This window comes from Oceanobacillus sp. CF4.6 (assembly GCF_051262635.1).
In the GTDB taxonomy this organism is placed as follows: domain Bacteria; phylum Bacillota; class Bacilli; order Bacillales; family Amphibacillaceae; genus Oceanobacillus.
Window position 1 is genome coordinate 146684 of sequence record NZ_JBIMEX010000010.1, and the last position, 14212, is coordinate 160895.

General features: G+C 39.3%; 10 protein-coding genes. 7 read left to right on the forward strand and 3 right to left on the reverse strand.

All coding sequences use genetic code 11. The features are described from left to right. The first annotated feature begins 1 nt into the window (after position 1). From ACHABU_RS15320 to ACHABU_RS15345, 6 genes are all read left to right on the forward strand, one after another. Positions 2 to 1189, forward strand: a complete 1188-nt coding sequence (locus tag ACHABU_RS15320) for a thiolase family protein (RefSeq protein WP_435765806.1) — start codon at positions 2 to 4, stop codon at positions 1187 to 1189. 340 nt (positions 1190 to 1529) lie between these two features. Continuing rightward, positions 1530 to 2516, forward strand: coding sequence for an NAD(P)-dependent oxidoreductase (locus ACHABU_RS15325; protein WP_435765807.1), 987 nt, complete (start codon positions 1530 to 1532; stop codon positions 2514 to 2516). 99 nt (positions 2517 to 2615) lie between these two features. Continuing rightward, entirely contained in the window at positions 2616 to 3710 is a 1095-nt protein-coding gene (locus ACHABU_RS15330; protein WP_435765808.1) for a tartrate dehydrogenase, read from the forward strand. Positions 3711 to 3974: 264 nt separating this feature from the next. Continuing rightward, entirely contained in the window at positions 3975 to 5153 is a 1179-nt protein-coding gene (locus tag ACHABU_RS15335; RefSeq protein ID WP_435765809.1) for an aminotransferase class I/II-fold pyridoxal phosphate-dependent enzyme, read from the forward strand. Positions 5154 to 5269: 116 nt separating this feature from the next. After that, complete coding sequence (locus tag ACHABU_RS15340) at positions 5270 to 6763, forward strand: aldehyde dehydrogenase family protein (protein WP_435765810.1); 1494 nt, start codon at positions 5270 to 5272, stop codon at positions 6761 to 6763. A gap of 243 nt (positions 6764 to 7006) precedes the next feature. Continuing rightward, positions 7007 to 8059 carry a C45 family autoproteolytic acyltransferase/hydolase gene (locus ACHABU_RS15345; protein WP_435765811.1) on the forward strand — a complete coding sequence of 351 codons (1053 nt, stop codon included), beginning with the start codon at positions 7007 to 7009 and terminating at the stop codon, positions 8057 to 8059. Between the two features lie 891 nt (positions 8060 to 8950). Here the strand turns inward: ACHABU_RS15345 and ACHABU_RS15350 are convergent. Further along, positions 8951 to 10192 carry a dicarboxylate/amino acid:cation symporter gene (locus ACHABU_RS15350; RefSeq protein WP_435765812.1) on the reverse strand — a complete coding sequence of 414 codons (1242 nt, stop codon included), beginning with the start codon at positions 10190 to 10192 and terminating at the stop codon, positions 8951 to 8953. Between the two features lie 445 nt (positions 10193 to 10637). On the opposite strand from ACHABU_RS15350, the gene ACHABU_RS15355 reads away from it, so the two are divergent. Then, positions 10638 to 10772 carry a hypothetical protein gene (locus ACHABU_RS15355; protein WP_435765813.1) on the forward strand — a complete coding sequence of 45 codons (135 nt, stop codon included), beginning with the start codon at positions 10638 to 10640 and terminating at the stop codon, positions 10770 to 10772. 23 nt (positions 10773 to 10795) lie between these two features. Here the strand turns inward: ACHABU_RS15355 and ACHABU_RS15360 are convergent, their stop codons facing one another. Both ACHABU_RS15360 and ACHABU_RS15365 read right to left on the reverse strand, forming a co-directional pair. Continuing rightward, the gene (locus tag ACHABU_RS15360; RefSeq protein WP_435765814.1) at positions 10796 to 11365 is read right to left on the reverse strand and encodes a MerR family transcriptional regulator; all 570 of its coding nucleotides are present in this window, start codon (positions 11363 to 11365) and stop codon (positions 10796 to 10798) included. A 398-nt stretch (positions 11366 to 11763) separates the two neighbouring features. Continuing rightward, on the reverse strand, positions 11764 to 12903 hold the full coding sequence (locus ACHABU_RS15365) for a 5-methyltetrahydropteroyltriglutamate--homocysteine S-methyltransferase (RefSeq protein ID WP_435765815.1): 1140 nt from the start codon (positions 12901 to 12903) through the stop codon (positions 11764 to 11766). Between the last annotated feature and the right edge of the window lie 1309 nt (positions 12904 to 14212).

Below are 14212 nucleotides of genomic sequence, written 5' to 3' on the forward strand. Positions count from 1 at the left end.
TTTGATAGATTCCTATATTGTTGGATCTGTAAGAACAGCTATCGGGAAGATGGGTGGGTCGTTAAAAAATGTAACCGTAGATTATTTAGCGGAAGCCGTAATTCGAGAAGTTATGCAACGGTCAAATGCAGATATAAAAGTAGATGAAGTGATTTTGGGGCAAGCAAAACAAAGTGCAGATACGTCGAACTTGGCGAGGCTCGCTGCCTTACGTGCAGGATTGCCGGTGGACGTTCCTGGATATACCGTTCATCGCCAATGTGGCTCTGGTTTACAGGCAATCAATAATGCAGATATGCAAATTAAATTAGGACTCTCAGATGTCGTGATTGCGGGAGGAGCGGAAAGTATGAGTACGGCACCATACTATATGCGAAATGCCCGCTATGGTTTACAAGCTGGAAATGGACTTTTACTTGATCCAAATACAGAAAGTCAACCTTGTTCTCAGCCTAAAGAAACGTACGGTAATTTAACGATGGGATCAACAGCAGAGAATTTGGCAGAAAAATTTGCTATATCTCGAGAGGAACAGGATGTTTTTGCTCGCAGAAGTCAGGAACTTGCAGATGAGGCAATCAAAGATGGTCGCTTTACAAAGGAGATTGTCACCGTCGATGTTAAGGAACGTAAAAAAGTCACCCCGTTTCGCGTTGATGAGCACCCACGACTTTCTACATTGGACCAATTAGGTAAGTTACGTGCTGTTTTTAGAGAAAACGGGACGGTTACTGCAGGAAATGCAAGTGGAAGGAACGACGGCGCTTCAGCGGTTTTGATGATGAATGAAGCAAAGGTGAAGCAATATGGATTGAAGCCGAAAGCAAAAATTATTGCTCAAGCTGTGAGTGGCGTGTCACCAGAAATTATGGGGATTGGTCCAGTAGATTCGACGGCTAAAGCATTGAAACAATGTGGATTAACCATTGCTGATATTGGTTTGATCGAATTGAACGAAGCTTTTGCTGCGCAAGCATTATCTGTTATTAGAGAAGCGAAAATGGATATAAACCGAGTGAATGTAAACGGGGGAGCGATCGCATTAGGTCATCCAATAGGTGCTACAGGTGCCGTTTTAATGACTAAACTTTTGCATGAAATGGAAAGAAGAGGAGAGAAATACGGTCTTGTTACCCTTTGCATCGGCGGAGGGCAAGGTATCTCTACAATCATTGAATACATCCAATGATAGAAGCAATCGAGACTAGAACAAAAGTGTTTTAACCAAAGTAAAATCCGAACATAGTTGGTGCATATATACCGCTACGGAAATAGACTACGCTTTCCGCGGGCGCTGCTGAGCCTGCTCCAAGCTATCGCTCTACGTAGTCTCACCTTGGCTTCTCATCCCGCAGGAGTCTCCGTGTATTTCCATCGCTATTATGGCGAAATGTTCGGCTTTTGGTTAAACACTTTAGTTATATCCCAGGCTCTTTTTCTTAACGTCGTTTTTCTATTAAGTACTACTTAAGATTGAAGAGCACCATCTTTTAGAAAAGAACTATAACTAAAAATGGGAGGAAGTTAATTTGAATGAACTACATGTTTTACAGATTCTTCCTATGTACCATCCAGATGGGGAGGAAGTGTTAAATGGACTTGTGCGTGTCACAAAGTTTGATCAGTTTGATGAACAGGAAATGATTACATTTTTAAAAGAAACTAAAGTGGATGGGATCATTTTGCGTGCTCCGGCAAAGATCACACCGGCGATGATTGACGCATGTCAGCAAGTTACAGCTATTTCGGGAGCAGGAGTCGGTCTGGATAACATCGATGTGGCTTATGCTACCAAAAAAGGCATTCGTGTTCTTCATGCGCCTAAGACCAATAGTCAGGCGACAGCAGAACATGCGGTCAGCTTAATTCTTGCATCAATGAAGAATATTGTCATGTTCCATAATGAAACACAAAAAGGTAACTTTACTTACCGAGATGGAAAATATACAAGGGAACTTTATCATAAGAAGCTCGGTCTAATCGGTTTTGGGTCCATTGCACAAAAGGTAGCTAAAATGATGAAATTCGGATTTGAAATGGATGTAATGGTATATGTCAGAAGCATTCATGAAGAAAGAAAAAAGCTTGCAGAGTCTCTAGGTGTAGAATTAACAACCTCGATGAAGCAAGTATTTCAAGAAAGTGATGTGGTTAGTTTACACATTCCATTAAATGAAGAGACGAACGGGATAATTGATCAAACTTACTTTGACGTCATGAAACCATCAGCAGTCTTAATTAATACTGCACGCGGGGGAATCATTAATGAAAACGATCTCGTTGAAGCTTTGAAGAATAAGAAGTTCCTTCGTGCTGGAGTGGATGTCTTTCGTATGGAACCACCATCGGATCATCCTTTTTTTGACCTAGAAGAAATGATTTTAACACCACATGTTGGAGGGATTAGCCTGGAAGCGGCAAAAGCTACATCTGTAATCATTGCAGAAAACCTAGTGAAAGTGCTTCATGGTGAAGAGCTGCCAACAATCGCAAACAAGGAACAACTTACTAGTTGAGAAAGGAAATGACTGCACGTGTATGGAGAATGAAATAAAGTTGCAGTTATTACAGGTGCTGTATGTAGCTGGAGGACCAAAACAATAGGAGGTATAAATATGAAGGAAAAGAAAATTGCACTGATTCCTGGGGATGGAATTGGTCCAGAAGTAATCTCAGAAGGAGTTAAAGTCCTAAAAGCAATTGAACAGGTGGATAGTAATCTTTCTTTTGAATTCACCGCGTATCCATGGGGGTGCGAATACTATTTGGAACACGGAAAAATGATGGAAGAAAATGGTCTTGATCAATTAAAGGATGCAGATGCTATTTATCTAGGTGCTGTTGGGTACCCTGGTGTTCCTGATCATATTTCACTTTGGGATTTGCTATTGAAAATCAGAAAGGGGTTTGATCAATATGTGAACTTACGCCCTGTCACGTTGCTGAATCCTTCATTAACTCCGCTTAAAAATAAAACAGAAAAGGAAATTGACTTTTTGGTTATCCGAGAAAATAGTGAAGGAGAATATGCTGGTGCAGGTGACTGGTTATTCAAAGGGAAGCCAGAGGAAGTAGTCTTACAAACTGGAGTGTTTTCCCGTAAAGGGACAGAGCGTATTATTCGTTATGCTTTTGAGGAAGCACGCAAACAGAAAAAAACATTAACAAGTATTAGTAAGGCTAATGCATTAAATTATTCGATGGTCTTTTGGGATGAAGTGTTTGATGAGGTAGGTAAGGAATATCCAGATGTAGTGACTTATTCTTATCTCGTTGATGCGGCATGTATGTTTTTTGTCCAGCAGCCAGAAAGATTTGAAATTGTTGTTACTACCAATTTATTTGGTGATATTCTTACAGATATTGGTGCAGCAATTACAGGTGGCATGGGTCTGGCTACTGGGGCAAATATTAATCCGGAGCGAGAGTTTCCATCGATGTTTGAACCGGTACACGGATCTGCACCAGATATTTCAGGTAAAGGATTAGCAAATCCGATTGCCGCAATTTGGTCAGTCGCACAAATGATGGATTTTTTTGGGGAAGCGAAGTGGAGCGAATTAATTGTTACTACAATCAAAGAACTACTTAAAGAAAAGGAGTACTTAACTCCTGATCTTGGTGGAAATGCTACAACAGCAGAACTTGGTAATCAATTTATTAAACTACTATTCGAACAGGATGCGATTACTTATAAAAAGAATCGATGAAAGTTTGAGTTGTTATGGTTCGGTTTATCAACATCATCTCAATACACTTTTTTGCCAAACACACCAACTGTTTTACTATCAAACTTCAGTGGATTAATACATATTATATATCCTATTTGTTTCGACTATAAAATTGCGTATGTGTTTCAGATATATATAAGAATAATAAACATAAAATTTATAGGATGGGGTGAGTGATATGGACCATTAAGCAGATGTCATTATTGTGTAAGAAAGCTATAAAAGAATGAAAGGAGAAAGTGTATGTTTGTTTCCAAACGCCTACAAAACATGCCTAAATATGTGTTTTCAGAGTTTCAGAGGAAGAAGAAAGAATTACAAGAAAAAGGGATAGATGTCATCGATTTAGGAATCGGTGCGCCGGACTTGCCAACTCCTTCCTTTATTTGTGATGTACTAACGAAAGAAGTAAGGAAGTCTGAGAATCATCGCTATTCCAACTATAGTGGGGATCTGGAATTCAGGGAAGCTGTCGCTCATTTTTATCAGAAGCATTATGGCGTTTCTCTTGACCCGGAAACGGAAGTTCTAGCCCTAATTGGATCGAAGGAAGGAATTGCTCATCTCATCCAAGCCGTCATCGATCCTGGTGACAAGGTTATCATTCCAGATCCTGGATATCCTGTTTATCGTATGGGAGTCCATATCGCAGGTGCTGTTAGTGTACCACTGTCATTAGATAGGAGTGATGGCTACCAGCCCGACTACAAGAAACTATCACCTCAGGATATAAACGAAGCGAAGTTAATGTTTTTAAATTATCCAAGTAACCCTACTACAGCAACTGCCAAAATAGATACATTTCAAAAAGCGGTCACATTTGTTCAGGAAAACAATATAATCCTTGCACATGATGCAGCTTACGATCTAGTGACATTTAATGGGTACACGTCCCCAAGTGTCTTGCAGGTCCCACATGCGAAAGCGTATGCGGTGGAGTTTGGCTCTTTATCCAAAAGTTTTAATATGACAGGCTGGCGGATTGGGTATGTCGTTGGAAATCAAGAGGTGATTGGTGCATTAAAGGTATTAAAAAGCAATGTGGATACGAGCCAATTTCTCCCAATTCAAAAAGCTGCTGCTGCAGCACTTCGAAGTGATTTCCAAACAGTAAGGGAAAATAATGACGTATTTTACAAGCGGATGAAGAAACTTCATCAAGCATTAGATAGCATGGGAATTTCAGCAGAGGAGCCAAAAGGAACTATCTTTCTTTGGGCAAAAGTTCCTAAAGGATTTACAACGGATACCTTTGTCCAAAAGTTATTAACGGAAGCAGCGATTATTGTGACGCCTGGTACAGCTTTTGGGAAACAAGGAGAAGGCTATATCCGTATTTCCCTATCTGTAACAGAGAAAGTATTAGATGAAACCATTAGCCGTTTGGAAAAATTGAATCTATCAGAGGGAATTCCTGATTGAGGCAGAAGCATTACAGGAGGATAAGGTCACCGTGATTGAAGTTTTAACAGAGAAAGAGCAAATTTTTGCCGGTTCTACGATTGTGCAATTTACGAAAAAATGAGGAGGTTTTATAGATGGATACATTATTGGAAACGGAAAAACTAGCAAACTTTATTAATGGCGAGTGGGTGGAAGTCGAAAACACTACAGCAGTAATTAACCCGGCTACTGGCAAAGAGGTTGTTCAAGTACCACTTTCTGATGCAAATGCAGTGGATCAAGCAGTCGCATCTGCCCAAGCAGCACAAAAGCAATGGGCATTGGTTCCTGCCCCACAACGTGCAGAAGTATTATATCGAGTAGGGAATTTGTTAAAGGAGCGGAAAGAAAAGCTTTCCCAATTGTTAACGATGGAAAATGGAAAGGTTCTGGAGGAAGCTCGCGGTGAGGTGCAGGAAGGAATCGATATGGCCTTTTACATGGCGGGTGAAGGGCGTCGTCTATTTGGACAAACAACACCATCTGAGCTGAAAGATAAATTTGCAATGAGCCAGCGTGTTCCGGTCGGAGTAGTTGGAATCATTACACCATGGAATTTCCCGATAGCGATTGCAACATGGAAATCATTTCCGGCTATTGTGGCAGGAAACGCAGTTGTCTGGAAACCTGCAACAGAAACACCAATTATGGCTTACGAATTAGCTAAAATCTTTGAAGAAGGAGGACTTCCAAAAGGTGTCATTAATGTCGTATTTGGTTCCGGGTCGACTGTTGGGGACAGCATGGTGCACCATCCTGATATTCGAGTGATTTCCTTTACTGGTTCAAATGAAGTCGGGAGAAACATCGCGGCAGAATGTGGCCGTCAGTTGAAAAAGGTTTCTCTTGAAATGGGTGGCAAAAACGCAATTATTGTTATGGATGATGCAGATATTGATTTGGCAGTAGAAGGGATTTTATGGAGTGCTTTTGGAACGAGTGGTCAACGTTGCACGGCATGCAGCCGAGTAATTGTACATGAAGCGGTAAAAGGAAAATTAGAACAAAAGCTGTTGACTGCAATGGAAAGATTGACAATAGGGGACGGTTTGGATGAGTCCATGAAAGTTGGACCAATTATTAACCAAGCAGGAATAAGAAAAATTAAAGACTATATTGAAATTGGTAAAGAGGAAGGGGCTAAATTACTGGTAGGTGGCCATGAATTCAGGGATGGGGCACATCAGGGCGGAAACTATTTTTCACCGACATTATTTACAGATGCGACGGCAGACATGCGGATAGCGCAAGAAGAAATTTTCGGTCCTGTCGTTTCATTGATTCCAGTCCAAAGCTTTGAAGAAGCGGTTGAAGTCAATAACGGGGTGGAGTTCGGGCTCTCTAGTTCGATTTTTACACAAAATGTAAATCGTGTTTTTCAAGCGCAGCGGGATCTTGATACAGGAATTGTTTATGTGAATGCGGGTACGACAGGGGCTGAAATCCATTTACCATTTGGTGGAACGAAAGGAACAGGAAATGGTCACCGTGATTCAGGAGTTCAAGCGTTGGATGTATTTACCGAGTGGAAAGCGGTGTATGTGGATTACAGTGGAAAGCTACAAAGAGCACAAATAGATGTAGAATAAATGGTAGTGATACAAGGACGGTAGGTACGCTTCACTTGAAGCGTACCTACCGCCCCCCTTTGCATCTATATTGCAAGAAGCACGGGGACGGTTCTCTTGCTTCCGTTTAGGCTATCCCATTTCCAAGTAAGATCATTGAGTGAGTCCTTTGAAAACCAATCCAAGCCTGATTTCAAGTATACTTGGTTTACGTAGTAATTTTTGTAATAATTGACTTGTAGATAAATTTAAAGGGGCGAGCATATGCGTCAGGTGTACAGTAACATTATTCAATTTCGAGGGAATCACTATGATTACGGATTTATGCAAGGGGAAAGTTTAAAGGATTCTTTCATCATTAAAAATAGGCATCGTCATTGGAAATTAAGAAGGCCTCGGTTTACGATTGATGAAAGGGAGGCTAGAAGTGCATTTATGCGGTTTGCGCCTGGAATTTGGGAAGAGCTTGAAGGCTTGCGGGATGCACTACAGCAACCGATGGATATCATTTTACGTGATTTTGGCAATTACCGGGTTCAGCCAGTGTACAGTGGCTGTTCGATTTTAACGGGACAGGACTATATGATCCGTAATTATGATTATCACCCGAAAACCTATGAAGGACGGTATAACTTTTTCCAACCAACAGATGGTGGCTATGCAACTGTTGGCCCGTCGCAGCGGGTTACCGGTCGGATGGATGGGATGAATGAGAAGGGACTTGTGATGGGCTATAATTTTATCAATCGCAAGGATCCAGGAGATGGGTTCATTTGCCATATGATTGGAAGAATTATATTAGAAACATGTGCCAATGTGGAGGAAGCAATTGTGCTTGTAAAGGAAATTCCACATCGAACCTCATTTAGTTATATTGTGCTCGATGAAAAGGAAGAGACCTATGTGTTGGAAGCAACTCCACGGTCTGTGAACGTACATCAGGCCAATGTATGCACGAATCATTTCGAAGTGCTGCAACATGAAAATCGCCGGTATATTGATGAATCACAAGAGCGATTGGATGCGATTCAGAAGCAGGAGGATCAGGCGACAGATGCACACAAGGCATTCCGGCTGTTAAATGATACGGATAAAGGAGTTTTTGTAGATAATTATAAAAGCTGGTCAGGAACATTGCATACATCCGCGTATTTTCCAAAAGAGAAAAAAGCTTGGATTGCGCTCGGTGGCGACCAGGAGCCAGTTCAATTTGATTTCGAATCCTGGTTGAACGGGAAAGACTTGGCAGAGCGTAAAATTTGGGGCAAAGTAAATACCGAAGCAGGCTTTGCACACATGGACGAAAACGCACGTTAGGAAGCATGGGGACGGTTCTCATGCTTCCTTTTTATGAATTTTGGTGTTGTCGTTTTTGAGTGGTGTCTGGCAGCTATTGGTTAAAAATTTTATGGCTGACAAATTTAAAGTTTGCTATCTATTTAATCGTTTATATTATTGTTTTGATATTTTTGAACATGTAAATCATATGCCAAACCCCTGCCGCTTTGATTGCAAAGGGAAGACCCACCATGCCAATTTTTGAAGATGTATTTGGGCCATTTTGGCATCTCTCTGTCCCCCCAAGCTTTACTCTTTATCCATTCAACCAGTCAACAACCCTATCCCCCCGAAAATAAACTACCTTAACATCCTCTACATCCGTAATAAGGGTCACTTTTTTGGTATCACGATAAATTGTCTTAGATAAGAAGAAAGGAACAATGATTAACGGTGCAAATATAGATAATAGTATGAGTGGAAATGCATTATATGAAAGATTGACAAGGCGATTAGACCAAGTACAAATGTGGCGAAAGACTGTGGTGATTGAATCATGGTAGCCACTGCTAACTTTTGTTCCGCCTTTGTTGCTTTTGCCTTTACAAGGATAGGACCTGCAATTCTTCCAGCAGCATTAATATCAAAGGAGCATAACTCGTGTTTGTTACTCCTGAATTAGGTAGTTGGAATGGAAGAAGATGAGGGAAAAGAGGAATTTGAAATTGTTCCAGTAATAGATACAGAAGAGGCTTTGTGGTAGTGCGTAGATAATATGGTAAACCATTTGATACTTATTCCTGAGAAACCAGAAGTAGTATCATCATGAAGCCTGGCTTTTTAGGTATTAATCCCGAACAGAACTGCCTACTATGAAAACCTATTAAAAAAGTGCCACCCCCATAATACCAGGGTTTGGCACTTCAACTTTTATGCAGTAGATTCCTGTTTAGGATCTTGCTGTTTTTTTTCTGTTTTATCAATGATGGATGTACCAACTAAGTCACCGGTGACATTCAGTGCTGTAGCGCCCATGCCGATTAGTGCATCGATGGCAGCGAGTAGGGCGACTGCTTCCATTGGCAGGCCTAACTGCGCAAAAACTGTGGCAATCATGACGATACCAGCGCCAGGAACACCAGCTGTCCCAACAGAGGCGAGTGTTCCGATTAGTACAACTTGAAACATTTCCGCAAAGCCCAACGGTTCTCCAATAACATTGGCAGCAAACACAGCAGAAACCGCAATGCGAATCGCTGCTCCATCCATATTAATGGTCGCACCTAATGGGAGGCTGAACCCATACAGGCTTTTGGATAACCTCATGTTCTTTGCTGCGTTCAACGTAAGTGGTAAGGTCCCAGAACTGCTTTGGGTAACAAAAGCAGTGACCATTGGTGTCCGTGCATGTGCAAAAAATTGTCCTGGACGAACTTTTGTAACTAGCATTAATAAAATGTAAAAACCAACCTGTACAAGTAAAGCAATATAGAGCACAACGATCATATTTCCTAGCGAAAACAACGTTTCTGACCCTTGGTTCCCAACTGTCTTCGCTATAATCGCAAAGATCCCGATTGGCACATATTGCAAAATGACCTTCATGATGGCAAGTGTGGCCTCGTTTAGTCCGTCGATGACTTTATAAACATGTTCCCCAAGTTCGCTATGCGCTTTCGATGAACGTAAGTAAGAGATTGCGATACCAAAGGCAACAGCTGTAAAGATAATGCCTAATAAATTGAGCTCACTGAACGCAGTCACAATATTATCTGGGACGATCGTCAAAAGCACACTGATTACACCAGGATTGTCAGGAACCTCAAACGCTTCATTCGTATCAAGCGTCATGCCGGTACCTGGGTTAAAAATACTAGCCACAGAGAGTCCGACAATAATCGCAACAGCCGATGATAGCAAATAAAAAATAAATACTTTGCCGCCCATGCGCCCTAAATTACTAATCTTCGTCTGGTTCACACCAACGATTAATGTGAAAAAGATTAATGGAATAATAAGAAATTTGAGCAATCGAAGTAATAGATCTCCAAGCGGTTCTAAAACGGCAGCATCTTCACCAAAAATAAATCCAACAATAATACCAAGAATAAGTGCAATGGTTACTTTTAAAATCAATGATGCCTGTAGATAACTTCTCCAAATTCTCTTCATAAACACCCTCCTTTTACCATGTGGTTATCAATCGATATATTAATCCTTATTTACCAAATCGGAATTATTACATACTAAACTATAATAAATAGGAACAAACGTCAATGCTGATGCTCAGTAATGTATAAACGTTTGTAACAGGGGCAGACCCATCGGCCTTGAATTAATGGAACCGAAATCCAGAACAATTAAATTTTAGTAATTGGTTTCTTTGCTGCAATCAACCTTTAGCTTGCGGCGTAGGGTGGTTTCCTTTAACCGATTACGTTTTTACGAAAGATATATAAGATCACTCACGAACTGGTTTGTGCACGATTAGTTTGGTGCCTGTCACTTCTCAAATTTTGTCATAATATGTCGAAAATTAGAAGGTAGTATGGTTTTAAGAATATACTGTTAGGGTGGTATCATTCTTCTTTTCTGTTTGGGGAAGGAGGTAATTACTATGGAAACATTTCTTGAATTTCTAAAAGGGATTTTAGAGGGAATTGTACGTGAGTTAAGTGCGCTTCTCTTTCGAAATAACCTACTAGAACACAAGAAAACCACCCTGCGCCGTGACAAGCGAAAGGGTGGTTAATCATAAAAATAGATAATTGACAACTACCGTAGATAGATTTGGGTCAATGTGTCTTTCCCTCTGTCCCTGAATAAATTGGTGAATACCTTTTTTCGTGTTTCATATACGGACGTAGTTGCCTGTTGCTGTTTTAATGCTTTGATTTCTTGCTTTAATTCATTTATTACCTTCGCTTGTTCTTGCAACAGCTGGAGATTTTTGCTTTGTTCACGCTGTACTTGCTTTAATGCATGAATTTCTTTTTCCTGGATTGCAACATTTGAGACAGTTTTTCCAATCGTTTGCATTACCGTCAAAATATTTTCCTTGTGACTTCCTTCATCTATCGAATTCTGAATTTCCTCTAGCGGGCTCTCCGTTGTGGCAAATACATTTCGATTTGCTAACATTTCTGAAATCTGACCATTTTGATAATCCTCGGATTTACATTTTTTTATAAATTTTAATACGTCAATCGCTTCTGGATGATAATAGGTGATGTTCTTTTCATCAGTTTTCGGGATATAAACATTAAAATCTTCCATCCACACTAACATCGTGTCTCTTGAAACATCAACAATATAGCATAGCCCATTGGTCGTTAACAATTCCAATGCTTTCACCGACTTTCTATTAATCTTTCACCGCAATCATTTTTATCTAGATTCCAAGTGATATTGCTAGCATACACCCCGACAACGGAAACAATATGTAATAAAAGTGGGAAAAGTAAGTAAGAAGCACGGGGACGGTTCTCTTGCTTCCTAACCGAACAGTGCAATCTCCTTCATCGGAGGTTAGTAGGGGTTGTACGTGAAAGTAATGCCTATTTCTTACGGATGAGTATTTTAGGAAAACAGAAAAGCCACCCCGGCCTTCGCAAGCAGGGGTGGCTCTTACCTTTTAAATGTAGACAGTTTAATTTCGCTTATACCAGATGGATGTTCTGGTAAGTAACCCTTTTAGAATCAGTAGGAAAGACTCATTTATACCTTTATACATCTAATAATCCTTATTTATTAATAGAAACCTTATCCCATACACGATCAGCTATTTTAATCAAATGGTTTATCTTATTCCATTGCTCCTCTTCTGATAGCAAATTTCCTTCTTCTGTACTAGCAAATCCACATTGAGGACTTAATGCTAGGTTCTCCAAAGGAATATATTGCGTTGCTTCTTTAACTCTATTTGCAATGGCACTTTGATCTTCTAACTCTGGGAACTTAGATGTCATTAATCCAAGTACAATTTCTATATCACGTCGTTTAATATCTTTTAATGGCTTGAATCCGCCACTGCGCTCATCATCATACTCTAAGAAGAATGCGTCATAGTTTAATTGATCAAAGATGGATGCTACATAATCGTAACCACCATCCGTATGTAGATGTTTTGAGCGGAAGTTACCGCGACACATATGGACAGTGGCAATTAAATCCTCGGGTTTATCTTGTAATGCGTAGTTCGTCGTTTCTATAATTAAATCTAAAATTTCATCCTTACTTAAACCTGTAGATTTCATCATACGATTGGTAAAGGTAGAATCATTAAATGCAGTTAAAGTCGTATCATCAAACTGTATATAACGGCAGCCAGCTTCATATAAAGCATGCACAACTTTCTTATATGCAACACCTAAATCGTGAAACATATCTACTGGATTCGGATAAATTTCTTTTTCCTTTTCATTAATGGAACGATACGTAATCACACTAGGTGCTGGGATCGCAAATTTTGCAACTTGTGTTCCGTCGCCACACCGATCTACCGCATTCTTTAGAAACTTAAAGTGTTCTACCATATAATGATTATTATTTGTTATCTTGTCCTTAATTTCAATCGTAAATGGCTTTGGTTTATTACCACCACCAAAAGTTGCAGTTCTTTCGTTTTTGACCAATTCAATCCCTTCAAATCCTGAAAAGAAATCATGATGCCAAACAATACGCCTAAATTCCCCATCTGTGATTGCTTTCAAACCTGCATCAATTTGTTTTTGTACTAGTTTTTCAATTTCCTTATCTTCCACTTCTTTAAGGGCTGCTTTATCAATTTCACCATTTTTATAAGCTTCCTTTGCAAGTTTAATCGGTTCCGTTCTTAGAAAGCTTCCTACATGGTCCGCTTTTAGAGGTAATTTGTTAGTCATATATAACCTACTCCTTCCAATTAAACATTTAAGTATGCACGTACCCGTTATCTGCTACTTGTTGTAGGTATAGTATATCATTGAAAAATCAATATAGTGTACACCTTAAAACTATCGCTTGCTATAGATATAAACTATACCTACTATAAAAGAAATAGCTCTATCTGTTGAAGAATTACCATTCAGGTCTATCTATATATGTCTTATTCCTAAATAGTTTCCGAGTATGTTATATTATAATGGTTATACATACTATAAAAAGTGAGTGATTTTTTGTTCTGGATCAACATAGACAAACCAACAAAGACGATAAAAATACATCAAGCAAATTGCAAATATATATTAAAGAAAGAAAGTAGTTATAAAGGATTGGAACGTGAATTACGGGATGGCGGCTGGTTCACAATTGATTCTACGGAGCAAGCGCAACAATTTTTCTACTATAGTTATCCAAGTTTTAAACGACGTCAATGCCATGTATGCAAAACATGAAGCGTGAGTGGAAGTGTAACGAACATCATTTAACAAGTGAAAATATGTTTCGAAAGTGAATAACGCTCTGTTGATCGTGAAAACCTCCTATGATTAATATCCATTTTCCCCTTATAGATTTACAACAACTAGATGTGAAGGTAACTATAATCTTTGGAGGGGAAAATGGTGTTCAAAGTAGGGGTTTTGCATAAAGGGTGAATTCAATAGGTGAGATTTAGAACTAACAGGCTACATTTTATGTCGCGAACGCCGACCTAAGAGATCTATTAAACTATTTTGGATACTGAAAAGTTACGAACGAATTTTTCCTAAGAGCGGAACTCTTTTATCATTTTGATGATTATCAATTTATCAATACGATATATTCCAACTAAATAGGCTATGCAACAGCAATTATTTTAAGTTTTGATTAGGGTAGAATAGAAGAACAAATATTTTCCCTTCATTATATAGGAGATAAAGGAATGCAGAATTGGATATAATTGGATATATAAAAGTATTGCATCTAGTTATCTATCCGTGTTATATTAAATGTCTGCCACAGGAACAGAAGAAAAAATCAAAAAGATGGTTGACTTTTAGTTTGATAGTGTGGTAAGATAATTCTTGTCGCTTTTAGTCGACGCGAACGTAATTGAAAAGAGTAAACGAAAATAGTTGTTGACTTAATCAATTATGTGTTGTATAATTAAATTCTTGTCGCTGAAAAACGCGTCAGTAAATTTGCTCTTTGAAAACTGAACAAAACAACCAGTATGTCAAAGGAAAGAAAACTTGTTTTTCTTTTCTGAAACAACTCATTAGGTTTTACTTT

Bases quoted from the DNA above. Each gene is read 5' to 3' on its own strand.
- ACHABU_RS15340 (WP_435765810.1), top strand. From the start codon at position 5,270: ATGGATACATTATTGGAAACGGAAAAACTAGCAAACTTTATTAATGGC.
- ACHABU_RS15345 (WP_435765811.1), top strand. From the start codon at position 7,007: ATGCGTCAGGTGTACAGTAACATTATTCAATTTCGAGGGAATCACTAT.
- ACHABU_RS15365 (WP_435765815.1), bottom strand. From the start codon at position 12,903: ATGACTAACAAATTACCTCTAAAAGCGGACCATGTAGGAAGCTTTCTA.
- ACHABU_RS15330 (WP_435765808.1), top strand. From the start codon at position 2,616: ATGAAGGAAAAGAAAATTGCACTGATTCCTGGGGATGGAATTGGTCCA.
- ACHABU_RS15335 (WP_435765809.1), top strand. From the start codon at position 3,975: ATGTTTGTTTCCAAACGCCTACAAAACATGCCTAAATATGTGTTTTCA.
- ACHABU_RS15350 (WP_435765812.1), bottom strand. From the start codon at position 10,192: ATGAAGAGAATTTGGAGAAGTTATCTACAGGCATCATTGATTTTAAAA.
- ACHABU_RS15355 (WP_435765813.1), top strand. From the start codon at position 10,638: ATGGAAACATTTCTTGAATTTCTAAAAGGGATTTTAGAGGGAATTGTA.